A 20,773-nucleotide genomic window follows, 5' to 3' on the forward strand; every position below is an offset into this window, starting at 1 on the left:
ACGCTGCGACACCCGCATTCGCCCCGGACAGGCAGCCGTCCTTAACGAGTCGTTAACTTCCACAGTTGACGGATCATAAAGACGCAAACACGACAGGTGGTCACGAAACCGATTACGAATGCCCGCTGCGCATCGTACGTGTCCGTACAACTGTGGAAGCGCGCATCCGCTTCAGCGTCGTCAAAGGTAGTCCGCCCTTGGCCAGGGAATTGATAAAAAATGTGTCTTCAGCCTGCGAAAACACGAGGACCATCTTATCTTTCATTACGTTCCGCTTGGCACAGGTGAAGATGACCTCGTTCTCGCCAAGACAGAGATAGAAGTGGTCTGGCAGAAACTCCACCGCCCCGGTCTGAATGAGAGCACCGGTCTCGCATATCCCGACAATCCGGACCTGCAGGCTGGAAAAGGACTTCACTCCGCCATTCGGATAAACGGCACGCGCGACAATGTTAGTCCTGCGATATCGGACGTGCGGATTGTCGTTCGCCCCATAGAACTGCGCAAGATAATGGCGAGGCTTGCTGTTCTCCAACATTATGGCGACCCGGAAATGGTTAAAACAATCTTAACACCGTACCGAACTGGGAAAACACGTTCAATTATCAGATTTAAGGGGTATTTCAGATACTTGGCACATTCGCAAAAGAGTAAGTCCGCCCGCGATGGGAGGCCGTCGTGAATAGTGAAAATGCTTATCGGAGGGCTGGAAACTGTCGACAAGCCGGTGGCTTGACGGAAAACGGGAGGCAGAGACACCTGTCCCGATGCGGGCAACCGCAAGCCTTATGACTTGCGCTCCCGCGGCAAGGCCGCCCGCATGGCAGGCGGCCGATTACCCTTGAATCATAGCCTCACAGTCCAGCGAAGGACCGCAAAGACAGAGACGCCGAGCCCCCTCAGGCGGTGACGTCGATGACGACACGGCCTCTGATCTGGCCGTCGATGATGGCCTGCGCAAGTTCCGGCAGTTTCGACATCGGCTCGACAGTCGTGATGGCGTCGAGCTTGGTCTTGTCGAGGTCACGCGCCAGCCTGCTCCATGCCGAAAGACGCTGCTCCTTCGGCGCCATGACCGAGTCCACCCCGATCAGGGCAACGCTGCGCAGGATATGCGGCAGAACGGTCCCCGGAAGATCCGCACCGCCCGCCAGACCACAGGCGGCGATCGCCCCGCCCCGCGCGGTCTGCGCCAGCGCATTGGCAAGCGTCGTCGAGCCGACGCTGTCGACGCCGCCAGTCCAGCGTTCCTTCTGCAGTGGTCCGCCCTTCTGCTGCAACTCGGCGCGATCGATGAAATTCGTCGCACCGAGCGATTCAAGATAAGGATGGGTTTCGGGCCGACCCGTCGAGGCGGTGACCTTGTAGCCGCGGGCGGAAAGCAGCGCGATCGCCACCGATCCGACGCCACCGGCAGCACCGGTCACCAGCACCTCGCCCTCACCCGGCTTGATCGCGCCCCATTTTTCAAGCGCATCGACGCAAAGCGCCGACGTGTAGCCCGCGGTGCCGATCGCCATCGCCTGCTGCAGGGAAAATGCATCCGGTAGCGGGATCAGCCATTCGGCCTTCACCCGCTGATAGCGCCCATATGCGCCCGGTTCGGTTTCCGAAAGGCCCCAACCGTTCACGATCACCTTGTCGCCCGGCTTCCATTCTGCCGACCGTGACTCGACGACCGTGCCGGAAATATCGATACCGGCGATCAGCGGCGTGCGGCGGGCAATACGGCCTTTGCCGGTGATTGCCAGCCCGTCCTTGTAGTTCAGCGTCGAGTAGGCGATCTCGACGAGGACATCGTTGTCGGGCAAGTCTTTGAGGGAAACCTCCCGAAAGCCCGCGGCCGGCTTGCCGTCGACAGTGTCGATGACCATCGCTCTGAACGTTTCAACCATTTCGTCACTCCAATTGCTTTGATCTACGGAATGGTATTTAGGGCCGCCGCGGGTTCCGGCTATTGATACAGGTCACGATCGTCGGAACCGGACACCCCCGCGATCCGCCGCATGGTGCATCATCGGCAAGCTTGCCGGCAAAAATTTTACCGTTTGATAAAATTTTGAGCCGTGTTACGATCTGCCCAATAGTTGTCCATAACCATATAATGAGGGAACTCGGATGGAGCGACTGGGAAGCGGGATCGAGGCCGGCAGGCTCTCGACCAACGAATACGTATCGAATTTTTCCGACCTTCACCCACGCCTCGACAAGCATGAGGCGCTGGTGGCAGCAGACCGCTGTTACTTCTGTTACGACGCGCCGTGCATGACGGCCTGTCCCACCGCCATCGATATCCCGCTTTTCATCCGGCAGATATCGACTGGCAACCCGCTCGGATCTGCACAGACCATCTTCGCCCAGAATATTCTCGGCGGCATGTGTGCCCGCGTCTGTCCCACCGAAACGCTGTGCGAGGACGTTTGCGTCCGCAACACGGCCGAGGACCGTCCGGTCGAGATCGGCAGGCTGCAACGTTACGCAACCGACATCGCCATGGAGACAGGACGGCAGTTCTTCGAGCGCAAGGCCCCGAGCGGCAAGAAGATCGCGGTGGTCGGCGCAGGTCCCGCAGGCCTTGCCGCGGCACATCGTCTGGCGGTCAACGGCCACGAGGTGATAATTCTCGAAGCTCGTGAAAAGTCCGGCGGCCTCAACGAATACGGCATTGCCACCTACAAGGCGGTCGATGATTTCGCCCAGCGCGAAGTCGATTATGTCACCGCCATCGGCGGCATCACCATCGAACACGGCAGGGCTCTCGGCCGCGATTACTCGCTGTCCGACCTCAGCACGGAATATGATGCCGTCTTCCTCGGCATGGGCCTGTCCGGCGTCAACGGCCTCGGCATTGAGGGTGAAGACCTGTCCGGTGTGGAAGATGCGGTCGATTTCATTGCAGCGCTTCGTCAGGCTGAAGACAAGGCAACGATCCCGGTCGGACGCCGTGTCGTCGTGCTCGGTGGCGGCATGACCGCCATCGATGCAGCGATCCAGGCAAAGCTGCTTGGCGCGGAGGAAGTGACGATCTGTTATCGCCGCGGCAAGGAAAACATGAACGCCTCGGAATACGAACAGGATCTCGCGGCCTCGAAAGGCGTCATCATCCGCCACTGGCTGGCGCCGAAATCGATCATCGGCAAGGACGGAAAGGTCGCCGGCATCGAGGTAGAATATACCGCGATGGCTGACGGCAAGCTTGCCGGCACCGGCGAGACCGGCATCATCGCCGCCGACCAGATCTTCAAGGCCATCGGCCAGACCTTCTCAGCCACCGGCCTCGGCGCCCTGCAGTTCGAGAAAGGCAAGATTGTCGTTGACGTTCAGGGCCGCACATCGATTGAAAACGTCTGGGCCGGCGGCGACTGTATCGGCCACGGCGAAGACCTCACCGTCTCGGCCGTCGCTCAAGGGCGCGACGCCGCCGAAAGCATCAACAGCATGCTTGCCGCCGGTTCTCAACCGGCCAGTGCAGTGGCCTGAGGGGAGAGTTGAACCATGGCTGATATCCGCAACAATTTCATCGGCATCAAATCCCCCAACCCGTTCTGGCTCGCCTCGGCACCGCCGACCGACAAGGCCTACAATGTCGAGCGCGCCTTCAAGGCCGGCTGGGGCGGCGTCGTCTGGAAGACGCTGGGCGAACAGGGGCCTCCGGTCGTCAACGTCAACGGCCCGCGCTACGGCGCGATCTGGGGCGCCGACCGCAGGCTTCTCGGCCTGAACAATATCGAACTGATCACCGACCGCGACCTCTACACCAATCTCATCGAGATGAAGCAGGTGAAGAAGAACTGGCCGGATAGGGCAATCGTCGCCTCGATCATGGTCCCTTGCGAGGAAGAGGCCTGGAAGGCGATCCTGCCGCTGGTGGAAGAGACGGAAGTCGACGGCATCGAACTGAACTTCGGCTGTCCGCACGGCATGTCCGAACGCGGCATGGGCTCCGCCGTCGGTCAGGTGCCGGAATATATCGAAATGGTGGTACGCTGGTGCAAGCAATATACCCGCATGCCGGTCATCACCAAGCTGACGCCCAACATCACCGACATCCGGCACCCAGCCCGCGCCGCCAAACGCGGCGGCACCGATGCCGTATCGCTGATCAACACCATCTCCTCGATCGTCTCCGTCGATCTCGACAGCTTCTCGCCCAACCCGTCGATCAACGGCAAGGGATCGCATGGCGGCTATTGCGGTCCGGCGGTCAAGCCGATCGCGCTCAACATGGTGGCCGAGATCGCTCGAGATCCGGAAACCTATGGCCTGCCCATTTCCGGCATCGGCGGGGTGACGACATGGCGTGATGCAGCCGAATTCCTGGCACTCGGTGCCGGCAACGTGCAGGTCTGCACCGCCGCCATGACCTACGGCTTCAAGATCGTCGAGGAAATGATCACCGGCCTGTCCAACTGGATGGACACGAAGGGCCATCAAACCCTGGACGACATCACCGGCCGCGCGGTGCAGAATGTCACCGACTGGCAGTATCTCAACCTCAACTACATCGCCAAGGCCCATATCGATCAGGACGCCTGCATCAAATGCGGCCGCTGTCACATCGCCTGCGAGGATACGTCCCACCAGGCGATCACCGCAATGGTCGACGGAAAGCGGCATTTCGAGGTGAAGGAAGAGGATTGCGTCGGCTGCAATCTTTGCGTCAACGTCTGTCCGGTGGAAAACTGCATCACCATGGAAGCCCTCCCCGCCGGCACCCTCGACAAACGCACCGGCCGCCCGGTCGATCCCAACTACGCCAACTGGACAAGCCACCCCAACAACCCGATGGCGCGACAGGCAGCGGAATAGGATTGGAGAAGAAAGTCGGCCGCCCTAAATTCGGCCGACCTTCTATTGCCCGAATGTCTTCCTGTAAGCCGCCGGGCTTGTGCCCAGTCGCTTGCGGAAATGATGACGCAAGGTTGCCTGTGTGCCGAAACCGCAGGCGATTGCGATATCGTCCAGCGAGGATGAAACCCGTTTTTCGAGTAACTCGCGCGCCAGCCTGACGCGCTCTTTCACCAGCCACTCTCCCACGCTGTCGCCGGTCGCCGCCTCGAAACGGCGCTGGAACGTGCGCATGCTCATACCGGCCCGCTCCGCCAGCATGCGGATCGGCTGCTCTTCGAAAAGCCGCTCGCGCATCCAATCGATCAACGGCCCAAGCCTGAGACCTTCTCTCTCCTGCGGCACCGGCGAGGCGATGAACTGCGCTTGTCCTCCTTCGCGATGCGGCGGAACGACGAGCCTCCGGGCAACGCTATTGGCCGCCTCGGCGCCGAAATCGCCACGCACCACATGCAGGCAGAGATCGATACCGGCAGCACTTCCCGCAGCCGTCAGCGTATTGCCCTCATCCATATAGAGTACATCCGCATCGAAGGCGGCATCCGGATAAGCCTCGGCAATGGCCTCCACATAACGCCAATGCGTTGTCGCCCGCCGTCCGGATAGCAGACCAGCAGCAGCCAGAACCGCAACACCCGAACAGAGCGACATGACCCGTGCGCCACGCTGGTATGCTGCCTGCATCGCCTCGATCAACGGAGCCGGCACCGGCCCGCCGATCCCGCGCCAGCCCGGAACGATGATGAGGTCGGCCTCCGCCAGAACCTCCAGCCCGGCGTCGACGGAAACGGTCAAGCCGCCAGCGGCCCGCAGCGGCCCCTGCTCCACGCCGGCGACTGAGAACCGATACCAGCCCTCCCCCATTTCCGGTCGTGCCAGACCGAAAACCTCATAGGCGATGCCGAATTCGAAGGTGCAGAGCCCGTCATAGACAAGGGTGACGACATGCGGACCTTTTGTTCGGTGAGTAGCGATCTTTGGCATGATATTTACGCTGCAAGTCATGTTGGCCAATTTCGACCATCCCTATCATCAGGCATGATCACCCGCAACAAAGCCTCCAGCAACACTAGGAAAGGATCGCCTCGTGCCAAGCCCTGTCTCGAATTTTCCAGCCGCCACCTCACAGGATGCCGCCGAACATTTTGCTCGTAAGCTCGCCTTCGAAGCGGACTGTTGGGACGTGCATGCCTCCTTTGCCTCGGGCATGGTCGATTTCGTCCTGCTCGATGTGCGTTCTCCTGCGCTCTTTGCACAGGCTCATGTCCCCGGCGCACTCAACCTGCCCCACGGCAAGATGACCGCACATAAAATGTCGCAATGGCCGGCGGATACGTTGTTTGTCGTCTATTGCGCCGGACCTCATTGCAACGGCGCCGACAAGGCTGCGCTGCGCCTCTCCCGCCTTGGTCTTTCCGTCAAGGTGATGATCGGCGGCATGACCGGTTGGGCCGATGAAGGCTTCGCCTACGATGCCGCTACAGCGGCCTGACGAGGAAGGAACGGCTGCGGAGTTGCAGTGCCCGCAGCCGGTTTTTGACAAAAAGCAGGAAGACCGAGCAGAATCCCGGCGCACTCAATAAAAAAATCAACCTTATGCTGCACTGCAACAAATCATCCAGTCCGTCGCACCCGCAGAAGATGAAGTGTCGGGCAAACAATGAATTTTAGTCACATCTTTTACGAGCAATTGCCCAAAATTCGATGTTTTGCTCACGAGTAACCACAACAGCGTGGTTGGCCATGGAAGCAAATAATGCAGCACCAGAGTATTTTAACTCACAATTAGTTCAACCCTGACAATATTTTAGCGCGGCATCCTGACACGTCTCGTAAGACGGCAGCGAGCTGATGTGTTGGGCAAACTAAGTGGTGTGCATTATGGCATTTCGAGATATGGCTATTTCGAAGAAACTCGGTCTAGTCACCGTCGTGATGGGCCTTTCTTCCCTGATTATTGCGGGCATTGCGGCTTCCGGTCTTATCGGCCTGCAGAAGGCAATGATTTCTGTGGGCGCCCGCGAGGAAGTCGCCCGCGAGGCGATGGACCTTCGCGTCGATATCATCGCCATCAGCCGCATGACCTACCAGTTGGCCGCGGCGCCGGACAAGGCGAAGGATTTCCGCGCCGAAACGGACAAGCGCTCTTCCGAAATGCTCGCCCGCCTGCCGAAGATCGAATCCACGGCCGATACTTCCGAAAAGGATCAGCTCAAGGCGATCCGCGGCGCACTCGACAGCTATTTCGGTATGATCCGCATCATGGTCGACACGGCCGAGAAAAATCCGGCCGACACGGCAGCGATCTCCTCGGCCTTGAAGACCGCGCTTGATGGCCAGAAGGTCGTCACCGATACGGTTAAGGTCTACAGCACCTATTCCGGCAAGTCGCTGGCTGGCGCTCGTGAAGCCGCCGTCGCTTCCTCGACCACTGCCATTCTGATCTCGGCGGCCTCCGCTGTTATCTTCATCATCATCGGCGCTGCAATCAGCCTGATGGTTGCGACCCGCGGCATCGTCAGCCCGATCCGTTCGCTGACCCAGGCCATGACCCGCCTCGCCAACGGCGAACTCGACAACCTCAAGATCGATGCCGCCCGCAAGGACGAGATCGGCGAGATGGCCCGCGCGGTCGAAGTCTTCCGCACCAATGCGCTCGCCATGAACGAACTCAAGGCCCAGGAAGCCGCCCTGCATCGCAACAGCAGCGACCTGCAGTCGAGCATTTCCACCGTCGTTGCCTCCGCCGTCGCCGGCGATTTCTCAGGCCGCATCTCCAAGGACTACCAGAACGAAGACCTCAACCGCTTCGCCTCGGGCGTCAATGAGCTGGTCGGAAGCGTCGACGCCGCAACCACCGAAGTCCGCCGTGTTATCGCGGCACTCGCCGATGCCGACCTGACGCAGAGCATGAACGGCCAGTTCCAGGGCGCGTTCGCCGAACTGCAGACCAACGTCAACAACACGATGGTGCGCCTGCGTGGCACGATGAACAATGTCCGCGGCGCAGCCGGCACGATCAACAACAACTCCGCCGAGCTGTCCTCCGCCGCCAACGATCTGTCGAAGCGTACGGAACAGCAGGCAGCCGCGCTTGAAGAGACCGCAGCCGCTCTCGACGAGATCACGGCAACCGTCCGCGCTGCCTCCTCGCGTGCAACCGAAGCCCGCGACATGGTTCACGCCACCAAGCAGAGCGCCACGAAGTCCGGCGACATCGTCCGCTCGGCCGTCACCGCCATGGGCCGTATCGAAGATAGCTCCAGCAAGATCAGCCAGATCATCGGCGTGATCGACGAGATCGCCTTCCAGACCAACCTGCTTGCGCTCAACGCCGGCGTCGAAGCTGCCCGTGCCGGTGAAGCCGGCCGTGGCTTTGCTGTCGTCGCCCAGGAAGTCCGTGAACTGGCACAGCGCTCCGCAAACGCCGCCAAGGAGATCAAGACACTGATCAGCGCGTCTGCAGCCGAAGTCGAAGGCGGCGTATCGCTCGTCCGCTCGACAGGCGACGCCCTGCTCGAGATCGAAGGCCTCGTCAACAAGGTCAACGAGCACGTGGAATCGATCGCCACCGCCGCCCGCGAACAGGCAACGGCGCTGGCCGAGATCAATTCCTCGGTCAACCACATGGACCAGATGACCCAGAAGAACGCTGCCATGGTCGAAGAGACCACCGCAGCCAGCGAAACGCTCGCAGAGGAAAGCCGCCAGCTGCAGCAGATTCTGTCGAGCTTCAAGCTCGGCGGCGCCGAAGCCGCCCCTGCTCGCGGCATGCGCTACGCGGCCTGATCGCAGCAGATACCAGAACCAAGAAAGCCCGGCATTGCCGGGCTTTTTTTCGTTGGAGCGAGCCCCCCCAAGCCATCGCCCAGGCGTAACCTCGACCGAACATTGGCAAAACGCAACTCAGAGATGAGACCAACCGCCGCACTTGATCGAGATCACTCTCACCCGGCAAATGCCGCGCTAGTCAGCGCACCCTAATGCGCGCTGCACACATGAGGAGGGTTGCAGCATGTTGAACACAGCCACCCCAACCATGGATCAAGTATGAACGCGAACGTCCCTCCGTCCTCCACCAGCATCGCAACACCAACCGAACACGCGGCCTCCCATGGCGGCCACGGCAACCCCGCCGTTGTCGGCCTCGCCGGTTTCGGCATGACCACTATCGTCCTGCAGTTCCACAATGTCGGCTGGGCCTCGCTCGGACCGGTCATCTGGATGGGCCTGATCTTCGGTGGCCTCGCCCAGCTGATCGCCGGCCTGCACGAAGGCAAGATCGGCAACAATTTCGGCTATAGCGCTTTCACTGCCTATGGCTGCTTCTGGATCGCCCTTTGCCTGATCCAGATCGGCAATGCGATGGGCCTCTTCGCAGTCAGCGAAACCGATCTCGGCTGGTTCCTCGTCATCTGGGCAATCTATACCGCCATCATGACCCCCGGCGCGATGCGCGCCAGCACCGGCCTCGGTCTGGTCTTCATAACCCTGTTCATCGGCTTTGTGCTACTTGTCATCGGCCATTTCGGACCGCATGTATTCAACGTCATCGCCGGTTACGAACTGATGGTCTGCGGCGCCCTGGCGCTCTATGTCATGGCGCACCAGATCTACAAGGACGCCTTCGGCCGTGACGTGCTGCCGGTCGGCAAGCCGATGATCTGAGCAAGATCCACCGAGACCACCGACATTGCATGGCCTCGTCTTTTTTAAGGACGGGGCCATTTTTTATCATCCGGTACCGGCGACGCCTGCCAGTCCCTCGCCTCCAAAATCCTCATCGAGAAGATCCAGCATCGAACGCAGAGCGCGCGTCACATGGCGCTCGGAATGATAGGCGGCTGAAAATCGCCGCAGCGGCATGGGAAAATCCACCACATGCAGCCGCCCGGCCATCGAGTGAAACTGCGTTGCGCGACTGGAGAGCACGGTCGCAGAAAGCCCCGCCTCCACCGCCGCCATCGCCGCCTCGTTTGACGGCATTTCGAGCACGACGGAAAGCGCCTGCGGATCGAGACCGAGGCTCGAAAGCTGGCTCTCGAAGGCGGCCCTCGTTCCCGATCCCGCCTCGCGCATGATCCAGTTGGTTTCCAGAAGATCACTCGCCACAAGTTTGCGCCCGTCCGCCCAGCCATGGCGACGGCCGACGACGAGCACAAGTCGATCCTCCGCCACGGTCGAGCGCTGCAGGTCAGGAACCACGACCTCCCCCTCGACCACGGCAAGATCCGCCTCACCAGTCACTACCGCCTCAACGGCACTCTGCGTATTGCCGACGATCAGCCGCAGGTCGACGCGCGGAAAACGCTCATGATAGGCAACCAGCCGGGAGGGAAGCCAATAGCTCGCCACCGTCTGGCTCGCATGGACACGAAGAACGCCGGAAGCCGAGCCACCGAGATCAGCGAGTGCCAACTCAGCCGCCCTCGCCCTTTCCATTACCGCCCGCGCCTCATCAACGAAAAGCCGGCCCGCTTCCGTCAATGCAATACGCCGCCCTACCCGGTCGAACAGGATAACCCCGTGACGGGCTTCCAGCGCCGAGATCGCAGCACTAACGGCCGACTGCGTGAGGTGGAGCGCTTCCGCTGCACGCGTCACATGTTCCAGCCGCGCAACCTCGAGAAATATCTTCAACTGTTCCAGCGTCATCGGTAAACCATTCGATTTTATCGAACGATACCACAAAACTTATGAGTTGGATTTGTTCTTTTGCGAAATGGAGAATGGCATTCGATAATCTCGTGATTTTGTGGAATTTTATCAATGTCGTTTTCCGATTGGGCAGAACGTCCTTACTCATCGCTATCCGGACTGAAGCCGTTTTTGCCCGGCCTGGCGCTGACGGCAGCGATCGCTGCGGTAGCGCTGACGATCAGGTCCGCCACCGGCTGGATGGCACTGAGTCCGCTCATTCTCTCCATTATCCTCGGCATGCTTATCCGCAATACAATCGCCCTGCCGCAGATCGTCGAAACCGGCATCCAGTTTTCGCTGAAACGCATCCTGAGAGCAGGCATCATTCTGCTTGGCCTGCAGGTCACGATAGCCCAGATCGTGTCGCTCGGCGGCTCAGCCCTCATCATGGTGACACTGACGCTGGTGACAACCTTCCTTGCCATGCGCCTGGCCGGCAGGCTGATGGGCGTAGACCGTCAACTGACGGATCTGATTGCAGCCGGAACCTCGGTCTGTGGCGCATCGGCCGTCATCGCCGCCAATACCGTCGTGCGCGGCAGGCAGGAACATGTCGCTTATGCCGTCGCCTGCGTCACCCTTTTCGGGTCAATCTCGATGATCGCCTACCCGCTGCTGGCCGCACCGCTCGGTCTGGACGAACGCGCCTATGGCCTGTGGTCGGGCGCGACCATCCACGAAGTCGCGCAAGTCGTCGCGGCATCGTTTCAGGCAGGTGATGTGGCCGGCCAGTTCGGCACGATTTCCAAGCTGGCACGCGTCGTCCTGCTCGCGCCGCTGATCATGACGCTGGCGCTGGCAATGCGTTCGGACGCAGGCTCCGACACGGGCGAAGGCCAGCGCGTCTCGACACCCATGCCGTGGTTCGTCCTGGGCTTTATTGCGATGATGCTGGTGAACAGTGCAGTTTCCATCCCGGTCGATATGAGCCGCCACATCGTGATGCTGACCAACTTCCTGCTGTCCATGGCGCTTGCCGCAATGGGACTGCAGGCAAATATCGGCAAACTGCGTGCTGAGGGATGGCGACCACTGGCGCTTGGCGCATTTGGCTGGATTTTCATCGCAGCCTTTGGCTATGCCGCACTGAAGCTCTTCGGCTTCTGATCAGCCACCCGCGAGCGGGTGGCTTCGAACACTTTGAAGATTAGGGTCAGCAGGGTTTTGGCGTGTCGTGCGCGTGCTCATCCTCACGAATGGCCTCGCCGTGATACCAGCAAGTATCTACCACGGAGAAAATCACCTCCTTGGAAGAAGCCGGCGCCGTCAGCCCGTTATCGAGACGTCTCCGCTGCATTAGGGGAAACTCATAAATTTTTGCTGTTTCACGATGGATGCTTGCCATCTATCGCCTCCTGAACGACTGCATCACATTGGACAGGCACATATTCTGCCTATTATTTAATCCAATTGCTGCATTTTACATCATTCCGATGATTTCCGCCAGCGGAGATTGTAGTCAAATAACTTTGCACAACGCCGCATGCCGTTAACCCGAATAAACGTCGACGCACCCTCCTGAGTTCCGGGTGGGCGGGTCTATCTTCGAATTCGGCTTGTTTATTAAGCAAATCCAAACGAGGCAGCTTGTCGAAAACGGCCCATTTGAGCGGCAGTGACATTTTTTTCATCGCCACAGGCTCACCCGAATGCAAACTGGCACGCAGCATGCATTCATTTGTACAAGCCCGGGACGCCGGCCTTTATGAAAGGCATCCTCGGATTGGCTCAACGATGAACACTACGGCCTGAGAGACAAAACATGACCAAGTATAAGCTCGAGTACATCTGGCTGGACGGCTACACTCCCGTCCCGAACCTGCGCGGCAAGACGCAGATCAAGGAATTCGATTCTTTCCCGACGCTCGAGCAGCTTCCGCTTTGGGGCTTTGACGGTTCCTCGACGATGCAGGCCGAAGGCCGCTCCTCGGATTGCGTCCTGAAGCCTGTCGCGATCTACCCGGATCCGGCCCGCACCAACGGTGCTCTGGTCATGTGCGAAGTCATGATGCCGGACGGCGTCACCCCGCATTCGTCCAACAGCCGCGCAACCATCCTCGACGACGAAGATGCATGGTTCGGCTTCGAGCAGGAATACTTCTTCTACCAGGACGGCCGCCCGCTCGGCTTTCCGGAACAGGGTTACCCGGCTCCGCAGGGCCCGTACTACACCGGCGTCGGCTACAAGAACGTCGGCTCGGTTGCTCGCGAAATCGTTGAAGAGCACCTCGACCTGTGCCTCGAAGCTGGCATCAACCACGAAGGCATCAACGCCGAAGTGGCCAAGGGCCAGTGGGAATTCCAGATTTTCGGCAAGGGCTCCAAGCGCGCCGCCGACCAGATCTGGATGGCTCGTTACCTCCTGCTCCGCCTTTGCGAACAGTACGGCATCGACGTCGAGTTCCATTGCAAGCCGCTCGGCGACACCGACTGGAACGGCTCGGGCATGCACTGCAACTTCTCGACCAAGTACATGCGCGAAGTTGGCGGAAAGGAATATTTCGAAGCCCTCATGGCGCAGTTCGAAACCAACCTGCAGGACCACATCGACGTTTACGGCCCGGACAACCACCTGCGTCTGACCGGCAAGCACGAAACCGCTCCGTGGAACAAGTTCTCCTACGGCGTTGCTGACCGTGGCGCTTCGATCCGCGTTCCGCATTCCTTCGTCAACAACGGCTACAAGGGTTACCTCGAAGACCGTCGTCCGAACTCCCAGGGCTGCCCTTACCAGATCGCTTCCCAGGTTCTGAAGACGATCTCGGAAGTCCCGACCGCAAAGTCGGCTGCTGCCTGATAAAAGTCCTCCCAAGGATAAACGGAAACGCCGGCTTCAAGCCGGCGTTTTCGTTTTTGGTGGCGAGGGAGATGGCAGACTACCGCACCCGCAACCCATCCATGAACAACTGCTCCAGAAACCTCGCAGCATCCTCGAAACGCCCCTCGCCGGAATGCGCCTGGCCCAGCACCGCCCTTACCTGCACATCGAAGTCGGCATAATGCTGCGTCGTCGACCAGATCGAGAAGATCAGGTGATAGGGGTCGCATCTGGCGATCTTGCCGGCACGCGACCAGGTGCGGATGACACCGGCCTTTTCGTCCACCAGCGCTTTCAACGGCCCTTTCAGCTCATCCTCGATCCGCGGCGCGCCCTGCAGGATTTCGTTGGCGAACAGGCGGCTTTCGCGTGGAAAGTCACGCGCCATCTCCAGCTTGCGGCGAATATAGGATCGGATTTCGCTTTCCGGGTCACCATCGGCGTCAAACACTCTGAGCGGCTCCAGCCATGTGGTCAGAACCCGGTCGATCAGCTGCCTGTGGATCGCTTCCTTGGTACGGAAGTAATAGAGCAGATTGGGTTTGGACATGCCTGCAGCCTCGGCGATCTGGTCGATCGTCGAGCCGCGAAAACCATTCTGCGAAAACACGTCGAGAGCCGCCTCGAGGATCAGCTCTTCCTTTTCTTCCTGGATGCGCGTGCGCCGCTGCGTCTTCGCCGCTCTGGAAATGGCCATTCAGTATTGTGCCCCCTTGGCTGCCATCGTGGCTCCCCATCGCCAAATCATTCAAAACATCTGAAGTGAGACGATTTTCAGCTTGAGTGCTGCTGGGGAAATTGTAAGCTTTTACCAAGCGGTTAAATTATCGGCGACAAGCGGCTCAAACGCAATGCCGATCTTCCGGCTTCAAGGCCGGACGAGGCCCATGGGAACGAACAGATTTGCTGCCGGTCGGCAGAGCATAAACAGATAAGGAATTTTGAAATGGTGGCAGCACCGGGCGAGAACTTGCGCGTCAACGGCGACCGTCTCTGGGACATGTTGATGGATATGGCGAAGATCGGTCCCGGCATTGCCGGCGGCAACAATCGCCAGACCTTGACGGATGCCGATGGCGAAGGCCGCCACCTTTTCAAGCGCTGGTGTGAAGCGGCCGGCATGACGGTCGGCGTCGACAAGATGGGCACCATGTTCGCAACTCGCCCCGGCTCGGATCCCGACGCCCTGCCCGTCTATATCGGCTCCCATCTCGACACCCAGCCGACCGGCGGAAAGTTCGACGGCGTGCTCGGCGTTTTGGCAGGCCTTGAGGTGATCCGCTCGATGAACGACCTCGGCATAAAGACGAAACATCCGATCGTCGTCACCAACTGGGCAAACGAGGAAGGCGCGCGTTTTGCCCCCGCCATGCTCGCCTCAGGCGTTTTCGCCGGCGTCCATACGATCGATTATGCCTATGGTCGCAAGGACCCCGAAGGCAAGACCTATGGTGATGAACTGAAGCGCATCGGCTGGCTGGGCGATGAGGAAGTCGGCGCCAGAAAGATGCACGCTTATTTCGAGTATCATATCGAACAGGGCCCGATCCTCGAAGCAGAAGACAAGCAGATCGGCGTGGTCACCCACTGTCAGGGTCTCTGGTGGCTGGAATTTACCCTCACCGGCAAGGAAGCCCATACCGGCTCCACACCGATGGCGATGCGCGTCAATGCCGGCCTCGCCTTCGGCCGCATCATGGAGAAGGTGCAGGAAATCGCCATGGCCGAACAGCCGGGTGCCGTCGCCGGCGTCGGCCAGGCCTTCTTCACCCCGAACTCCCGCAATGTCCTCCCCGGCAAGGTCGTCTTCACCGTCGACCTGCGCACGCCGAGCCAGGAAAAGCTCGACCGCATGCGCGCAAAGATCGAGGCTGCAGCGACGGAAGTCTGCGAAGCCCTCGGCGTCGGCTGCTCGGTCGAAGCTGTCGGCCATTTCGATCCGGTCACTTTTGATCCGACACTGGTCGGCCGTGTTCGCGGTGCCGCTGAAAAACTCGGCTACAGCCACATGGACATTATCTCCGGCGCCGGCCACGACGCCTGCTGGGCCGCAAAGCTTGCCCCGACCACGATGATCTTCTGCCCCTGCGTCGACGGACTGTCGCATAACGAGGCCGAGGAAATCTCGAAGGACTGGGCCTCCGCCGGCTGCGACGTGCTCTTCCATGCAGTGGTGGAGACGGCGGAGATCATCGAGTGACCGTCACGATTGCCATAGAGCAGCCGAAACAGCCTGACGTCGTAGCCCTGATCGGGCTTTCCGACGATTATATGGCTTCGCTTTACCCGCCCGAGGGCAATTTCGCCGTCGATCTCGATGCCCTGTCCCAGCCCGACATTGCCTTCCTTGTTGCAAGACTGGACGGCAAGGCGGTCGGCTGTGGCGGCATCAAATGGTTCGCGGACGGCAGCGCCGAACTGAAGCGCATCTTCGTCCATGACGAAGCACGAGGCCACGGCATCGGCCGAAAGATCATGGCCGAACTGGAGGCCCAGGCAACCGCGCGCAATGTCACCCGGCTTTATCTTGAAACAGGCCCGCTGAATGTCGAGGCCGTTCGGCTATACGAAGCGCTCGGTTACCGAACCTGCGGCCCGTTTGCGGACTACGAGGAAAATCCGCACAGCCTGTTCATGATGAAGGATCTCAAACAGCGGGAGGCTGCCGAATGAGCGCCTTCCTCGCATCGAAACCGAAAATAAAACGATCACCACCCGAGATGTTCAGTCCCTGAGATCATACATCTCGGGAGATTGACTGCGGCACACGATAAGGGGAACAACCATGGCCACAGTAATCAAGAACGGAACCATCGTTACCGCCGACCTGACCTACAAGGCGGACATCAAAGTCGAAGGCGGCAAGATCGTCGAGATCGGCCCGGACCTCGCGGGGGACGAAACGCTCGACGCCACCGGCTGCTATGTCATGCCGGGCGGCATCGACCCGCATGTTCACCTCGAAATGCCCTTCATGGGTACCTATTCAGCCGATGATTTCGATAGCGGCACCCGCGCAGCGCTTGCCGGTGGCACAACCATGGTGGTCGACTTCTGTCTTCCCGATCCCGGCCAGTCCATGCTCGATGCCCTGAAACGCTGGGACAACAAGGCGACCCGCGCCCATTGCGACTATTCCTTCCACATGGCCGTCACCTGGTGGAGCGAGCAGGTCTTCAACGAAATGAAGACCGTCGTGCAGGAAAAGGGCATCAACACTTTCAAGCATTTCATGGCCTACAAGGGCTCGCTGATGGTCAATGACGACGAGATGTTTGCCTCGTTCTCGCGTTGCGCCGAGCTTGGCGCGCTGCCGCTCGTCCATGCCGAAAACGGCGATGTCGTCGCCGCCATGCAGCAGAAGCTGATGGATGAGGGCAATAACGGCCCCGAAGCCCACGCTTATTCGCGCCCCGCTTCTGTCGAGGGCGAAGCGACCAACCGTGCCATCATCATCGCCGACATGGCGGGCGTGCCGCTCTATGTCGTCCACACGTCCTGCGAACAGGCGCATGAAGCGATCCGCCGGGCGCGCCAGAACGGCATGCGGGTTTATGGCGAGCCTCTGATCCAGCACCTGACGCTCGATGAAAGCGAATATTTCGACAAGGACTGGGATCATTCCGCCCGCCGCGTCATGTCGCCCCCCTTCCGCAACAAGCAGCATCAGGACAGTCTCTGGGCCGGCCTCGCGTCGGGTTCGCTGCAATGCGTCGCGACAGACCACTGCGCCTTCACCACCGACCAGAAGCGTTATGGCCTCGGCGATTTCAGAAAGATCCCGAACGGCACCGGCGGCCTGGAAGACCGTCTCCCGATGCTCTGGACCTACGGCGTCGCCACCGGCCGCATCACCATGAACGAATTCGTCGCCGTCACCTCCACCAATATTGCCAAAATCCTCAATCTCTATCCGAGAAAAGGCGCGATCCTTGTCGGCGCCGATGCCGATCTTGTCGTGCTCGACCCTAAGAAGTCGAAAACGATCTCGGCCAAAACCCAGCAATCGGCGATCGACTATAACGTCTTCGAAGGCAAGCAAGTCACCGGCCTGCCGCGCTACACCCTGTCGCGCGGTGTCGTCGTGGTCGATGACGGCATGGTAAAGAGCCGCGAAGGCCACGGCCAGTTCGTCGCCCGCGAGCCCTATCCTGCGGTCAGCAAGGCGCTCTCCACCTGGAAGGAACTGACCGCACCGCGCAAGGTCGAACGAACGGGGATCCCGGCAAGCGGAGTGTGAGCGTCACATGGCAGAGAACAATTTCTCCGTCGTTTCCGCCAGAAAACTGGGCCTGACTTTCGAGACGAATGACGGGCCGGTCCATGCTCTGTCCGATGTTGATCTGGAGGTGAAGAGAGGCGATTTCGTCTCCTTCATCGGCCCCTCCGGCTGCGGCAAGACCACGTTTCTGCGCGTCATCGCCGATCTCGAAAGTGCCACTTCGGGCGAAATCACCGTCAATGGCATGACGCCGGAAGGTGCCCGCAAGTCGCGTTCCTACGGCTATGTCTTCCAGGCACCGGCGCTTTATCCCTGGCGCACGATCGAAAAGAATATCGCGCTGCCGCTGGAGATCATGAACTACTCGACCGCGGAACGGAAGGAACGCATCGAACGCACGCTCGACCTCGTCAACCTTGCGGGCTTCGGCAAGAAATACCCCTGGCAGCTCTCCGGCGGCATGCAGCAACGCGCCTCGATCGCCCGCGCGCTCGCCTTCGATGCCGATCTCCTCCTGATGGACGAACCCTTCGGCGCACTCGACGAAATCGTCCGCGATCACCTGAACGAACAGCTTCTGAAACTCTGGGCGCGCACGGAAAAGACCATCTGTTTCGTCACCCACTCGATCCCCGAAGCCGTCTACCTATCGACCAAGATCGTCGTCATGTCCCCCCGCCCCGGCCGGGTGACGGATGTGATCACCTCGACACTGCCAAAGGACCGCCCGCTGGAGATCCGCGAGACACCGGAGTTCCTGGCGATTGCCCATCGAGTGCGTGAAGGGCTGAGAGCGGGGCATAGCTATGAGGAGTAAGATATGACCCCCGCCTTCCTCCTCTGGCTCACGGGCGCCATGGCAACCTTTCTCGCGGCGGCCACCGCATCGCGGGCCTATATCGCCTCCAGCAACATGGCGCTGCTCCTCCTTTCGCTGGCGCTCTACTGTGTCGGCAACCTGATGATGGTGAAGCTGATGCGCGAAGGCGGGCTGGGGCTGGCGATCTCGGTATCGGCGATTGCGCAACTGTTGCTGATCAACGTCATCGCCTTCGCCATTTTCGGCGAACGTCTTACCGCCGCCCAGCTTGCCGGCGTCGGCCTCGGTGTCGTCGCCATGGTGCTGATGCTGTTTCCTGTCGGAGCGAAAAGCTGATGGGACGGGAAAAACTCATCCAGCACCGGATCATGCCCGTGGCGGTGATCGTGCTTGTCATCATCGCCATCTGGTATGTCGGCGCCTATTTCATGAACGCGCCCTTCCAGCGCGATCTGGACCGCCGCGCCAACGTCACCTCGACAGCGATCGAATTCCTCGAAAAGACCATGTCGCAACCGAAGCCGACCTTGCCGGCTCCGCATCAGGTCGCCTCGAACGTCTTCGAAAACACCTTTTTGCGAAAGGTCACCTCCAACCGCAGCCTTGTCTACCATGCCTGGGTCACACTTTCGTCCACCGCGGTCGGCTTTACGCTGGGCACACTTCTTGGCATCCTGATTGCCGTCGGCATCGTCCATGTGAAGGCGCTGGATCGCAGCCTGATGCCGTGGATCATCGCCTCGCAAATGGTGCCTATCCTCGCCATTGCCCCGATGGTCATCGTCGTTCTCGGTGCGGTCAACATTACCGGGCTTCTGCCCAAGGCGCTGATCTCGACCTATCTCTCCTTCTTCCCCGTCGCGGTCGGGATGGTGAAGGGTCTGCGCTCGCCCGAACTCATCCAGCTGGACCTGATGCGCACCTATAATGCCAGTGTCGCACAGACCTTCTGGAAGCTGCGTGTGCCGGCCTCTGTCCCATTCCTGTTTACCTCGATGAAGGTGGCGATCGCCGCCAGCCTTGTCGGCGCCATCGTCGGCGAACTGCCGACCGGCGCTGTGGCCGGCATCGGCTCGAAACTTCTTGCCGGCGCCTATTACAGCCAGACGATCGATATCTGGGCAGCACTGATCGCCGGTTCGGTGCTTGCCGCCCTTCTGGTCGCCATCGTGGCCTTGGTCGGCAAGCTCGTCGAACGGGCCATGGGTGCGAAACCGGAGAGGAGCCTCGGGTAATGACGATCCTGAAACGCTCCTGGCAATCCTGGCTGGCACTCGCCCTTGTCCTTGCGGCACTGGCGACCTTGCCCCTCCTCTCAGCCGAAGCACCGATCGCCTACAAGCCGATCCGGATGTTCTCCATCTTCGTCCTGACGATCGGCGCAACCGTCATTTCGCTCCTGCCCCTGCCGCCGGTCTTCGTCGCAGTGACCCTCCTCGTCTGCGCTCATTTCTCCACTGGTCTGCTGATCTCACGCCTTGCCGGAAACGAAGGAATGGCCTCTACGGCTTTTTTCTTCATCCTCGCGGCCAACTGGCTGCTGGCCTGGCGCTGCGTCAGCATCCTTTCCGAACTCCGGATTCGCTCCAGGGCGATAGACAGCCTCCTGCGCCTCGTCATCCCGGCAATCTTCGGCGCCTGGATTCTCATCCTCTGGGAGGCGGTCACCCGCGGCTTCGGCATCCCCTTCATCATCCTGCCGCCGCCATCCGCCATCGGCGCCCGGCTGGCCTCGTCCATCCCGACACTCTGGGCAGATATGCAGCAGACCGTCTTCAAGGCCGTTATCTTCGGTTATGTCGTCGGCTGCGCATCCGGCTTTGCCGTCGCAATCCTTGCCGACCGCATCGCCTTTTTCCGGCGCGGCCTGTTGCCGATCGCCAATCTCATGTCCGCCCTGCCGATCATCGGCGTCGCGCCGATCATGGTCATGTGGTTCGGCTTCGACTGGCAGTCCAAGGCCGCAGTCGTCATCGTCATGACCTTCTTCCCCATGCTGGTGAATACGATTGCGGGCCTTAGCGCAGCAGGCTCGATGGAACGCGACCTGATGCGATCCTACGCGTCGGACTACTGGCAGACGCTAACGAAGCTCCGGCTTCCCGCCGCCATGCCTTTCATCTTCAACGCGCTGAAGATCAATTCGACGCTGGCGTTGATCGGCGCGATCGTCGCGGAGTTCTTCGGCACGCCGATCGTCGGCATGGGATTCCGCATCTCGACCGAAATCGGTCGCATGAATGTCGACATGGTCTGGGCCGAGATCACGGTTGCAGCGTTTGTCGGATCGATCTTTTATGGTGTGGTCACGCTGGGAGAGCGGGCACTGACATTCTGGCATCCGTCTAACCGTGGGGGTTAGGCG

At 60.2% G+C, this 20,773-nt stretch carries 20 protein-coding genes; 14 read left to right on the forward strand and 6 right to left on the reverse strand.

The window, feature by feature from the left end:
- Positions 1-112: 112 nt before the first annotated feature.
- Complete coding sequence (locus tag HNQ72_RS05090; RefSeq protein WP_183990116.1) at positions 113-538, reverse strand: hypothetical protein; 426 nt, start codon at positions 536-538, stop codon at positions 113-115.
- A gap of 361 nt (positions 539-899) precedes the next feature.
- Positions 900-1,895: an MDR family oxidoreductase gene (locus HNQ72_RS05095; protein WP_183821225.1), complete on the reverse strand. Its 996-nt coding sequence runs from the start codon at positions 1,893-1,895 to the stop codon at positions 900-902.
- 223 nt (positions 1,896-2,118) lie between these two features.
- Between HNQ72_RS05095 and HNQ72_RS05100 the strand changes: the two genes are divergently transcribed.
- Together HNQ72_RS05100 and preA are read left to right on the forward strand one after the other, a co-directional pair.
- Complete coding sequence (locus HNQ72_RS05100; protein WP_183990118.1) at positions 2,119-3,480, forward strand: NAD(P)-dependent oxidoreductase; 1,362 nt, start codon at positions 2,119-2,121, stop codon at positions 3,478-3,480.
- 15 nt (positions 3,481-3,495) lie between these two features.
- On the forward strand, positions 3,496-4,809 hold the full coding sequence (preA, locus tag HNQ72_RS05105) for an NAD-dependent dihydropyrimidine dehydrogenase subunit PreA (RefSeq protein WP_183990119.1): 1,314 nt from the start codon (positions 3,496-3,498) through the stop codon (positions 4,807-4,809).
- Between the two features lie 42 nt (positions 4,810-4,851).
- Here the strand turns inward: preA and ftrA are convergent, their stop codons facing one another.
- A complete protein-coding gene (gene ftrA, locus HNQ72_RS05110; RefSeq protein WP_183990121.1) occupies positions 4,852-5,853 on the reverse strand; it encodes a transcriptional regulator FtrA in 1,002 nt (333 codons plus the stop codon).
- An 82-nt stretch (positions 5,854-5,935) separates the two neighbouring features.
- On the opposite strand from ftrA, the gene HNQ72_RS05115 reads away from it, so the two are divergent.
- The 3 genes from HNQ72_RS05115 to HNQ72_RS05125 all read left to right on the forward strand — a co-directional run bounded on the left by HNQ72_RS05115 (position 5,936) and on the right by HNQ72_RS05125 (position 9,516).
- On the forward strand, positions 5,936-6,340 hold the full coding sequence (locus HNQ72_RS05115) for a rhodanese-like domain-containing protein (protein ID WP_183990123.1): 405 nt from the start codon (positions 5,936-5,938) through the stop codon (positions 6,338-6,340).
- Between the two features lie 389 nt (positions 6,341-6,729).
- Positions 6,730-8,637, forward strand: coding sequence for a methyl-accepting chemotaxis protein (locus tag HNQ72_RS05120; protein WP_183990125.1), 1,908 nt, complete (start codon positions 6,730-6,732; stop codon positions 8,635-8,637).
- Positions 8,638-8,898: 261 nt separating this feature from the next.
- A complete protein-coding gene (locus tag HNQ72_RS05125; RefSeq protein WP_183990127.1) occupies positions 8,899-9,516 on the forward strand; it encodes an acetate uptake transporter in 618 nt (205 codons plus the stop codon).
- Positions 9,517-9,582: 66 nt separating this feature from the next.
- Here the strand turns inward: HNQ72_RS05125 and HNQ72_RS05130 are convergent, their stop codons facing one another.
- Positions 9,583-10,503 (reverse strand): LysR family transcriptional regulator, encoded by a 921-nt coding sequence (locus tag HNQ72_RS05130; RefSeq protein WP_183990129.1) that lies wholly within the window; start codon positions 10,501-10,503, stop codon positions 9,583-9,585.
- 114 nt (positions 10,504-10,617) lie between these two features.
- On the opposite strand from HNQ72_RS05130, the gene HNQ72_RS05135 reads away from it, so the two are divergent.
- Positions 10,618-11,655 carry a YeiH family protein gene (locus HNQ72_RS05135; protein WP_183990131.1) on the forward strand — a complete coding sequence of 346 codons (1,038 nt, stop codon included), beginning with the start codon at positions 10,618-10,620 and terminating at the stop codon, positions 11,653-11,655.
- Positions 11,656-11,701: 46 nt separating this feature from the next.
- Here HNQ72_RS05135 and HNQ72_RS05140 read toward each other — a convergent pair whose 3' ends face one another.
- Positions 11,702-11,893: a DUF2735 domain-containing protein gene (locus HNQ72_RS05140; protein ID WP_183990133.1), complete on the reverse strand. Its 192-nt coding sequence runs from the start codon at positions 11,891-11,893 to the stop codon at positions 11,702-11,704.
- Positions 11,894-12,310: 417 nt separating this feature from the next.
- Here HNQ72_RS05140 and HNQ72_RS05145 point away from each other — a divergent pair, with 417 nt between their 5' ends.
- Entirely contained in the window at positions 12,311-13,345 is a 1,035-nt protein-coding gene (locus HNQ72_RS05145; protein ID WP_148145780.1) for a glutamine synthetase beta-grasp domain-containing protein, read from the forward strand.
- A gap of 79 nt (positions 13,346-13,424) precedes the next feature.
- On the opposite strand, the gene HNQ72_RS05150 is transcribed toward HNQ72_RS05145, so the two are convergent.
- The gene (locus HNQ72_RS05150) at positions 13,425-14,063 is read right to left on the reverse strand and encodes a TetR family transcriptional regulator C-terminal domain-containing protein (RefSeq protein WP_183990135.1); all 639 of its coding nucleotides are present in this window, start codon (positions 14,061-14,063) and stop codon (positions 13,425-13,427) included.
- Positions 14,064-14,312: 249 nt separating this feature from the next.
- Between HNQ72_RS05150 and HNQ72_RS05155 the strand changes: the two genes are divergently transcribed.
- From HNQ72_RS05155 to HNQ72_RS05185, 7 genes are all read left to right on the forward strand, one after another.
- On the forward strand, positions 14,313-15,566 hold the full coding sequence (locus HNQ72_RS05155) for a Zn-dependent hydrolase (RefSeq protein WP_183990137.1): 1,254 nt from the start codon (positions 14,313-14,315) through the stop codon (positions 15,564-15,566).
- Entirely contained in the window at positions 15,563-16,039 is a 477-nt protein-coding gene (locus HNQ72_RS05160) for a GNAT family N-acetyltransferase (protein ID WP_244654295.1), read from the forward strand. Before HNQ72_RS05155 ends, HNQ72_RS05160 begins: the two co-directional genes overlap by 4 nt.
- Positions 16,040-16,151: 112 nt before the next feature.
- Positions 16,152-17,606, forward strand: coding sequence for a dihydropyrimidinase (gene hydA, locus HNQ72_RS05165; RefSeq protein ID WP_183990139.1), 1,455 nt, complete (start codon positions 16,152-16,154; stop codon positions 17,604-17,606).
- Positions 17,607-17,613: 7 nt separating this feature from the next.
- Complete coding sequence (locus HNQ72_RS05170; protein ID WP_183990141.1) at positions 17,614-18,405, forward strand: ABC transporter ATP-binding protein; 792 nt, start codon at positions 17,614-17,616, stop codon at positions 18,403-18,405.
- A gap of 3 nt (positions 18,406-18,408) precedes the next feature.
- The gene (locus tag HNQ72_RS05175) at positions 18,409-18,744 is read left to right on the forward strand and encodes a hypothetical protein (RefSeq protein WP_183990143.1); all 336 of its coding nucleotides are present in this window, start codon (positions 18,409-18,411) and stop codon (positions 18,742-18,744) included.
- Positions 18,744-19,643, forward strand: coding sequence for an ABC transporter permease (locus HNQ72_RS05180; RefSeq protein ID WP_183990144.1), 900 nt, complete (start codon positions 18,744-18,746; stop codon positions 19,641-19,643). The genes HNQ72_RS05175 and HNQ72_RS05180 overlap by 1 nt, the downstream gene beginning before the upstream one ends.
- Positions 19,643-20,770 (forward strand): ABC transporter permease, encoded by a 1,128-nt coding sequence (locus HNQ72_RS05185; protein ID WP_183990146.1) that lies wholly within the window; start codon positions 19,643-19,645, stop codon positions 20,768-20,770. The genes HNQ72_RS05180 and HNQ72_RS05185 overlap by 1 nt, the downstream gene beginning before the upstream one ends.
- Positions 20,771-20,773 lie beyond the last annotated feature (3 nt).

The sequence above is a fragment of the Aliirhizobium wenxiniae genome (assembly GCF_014201355.1).
GTDB classification, from domain to species: domain Bacteria; phylum Pseudomonadota; class Alphaproteobacteria; order Rhizobiales; family Rhizobiaceae; genus Neorhizobium; species Neorhizobium wenxiniae.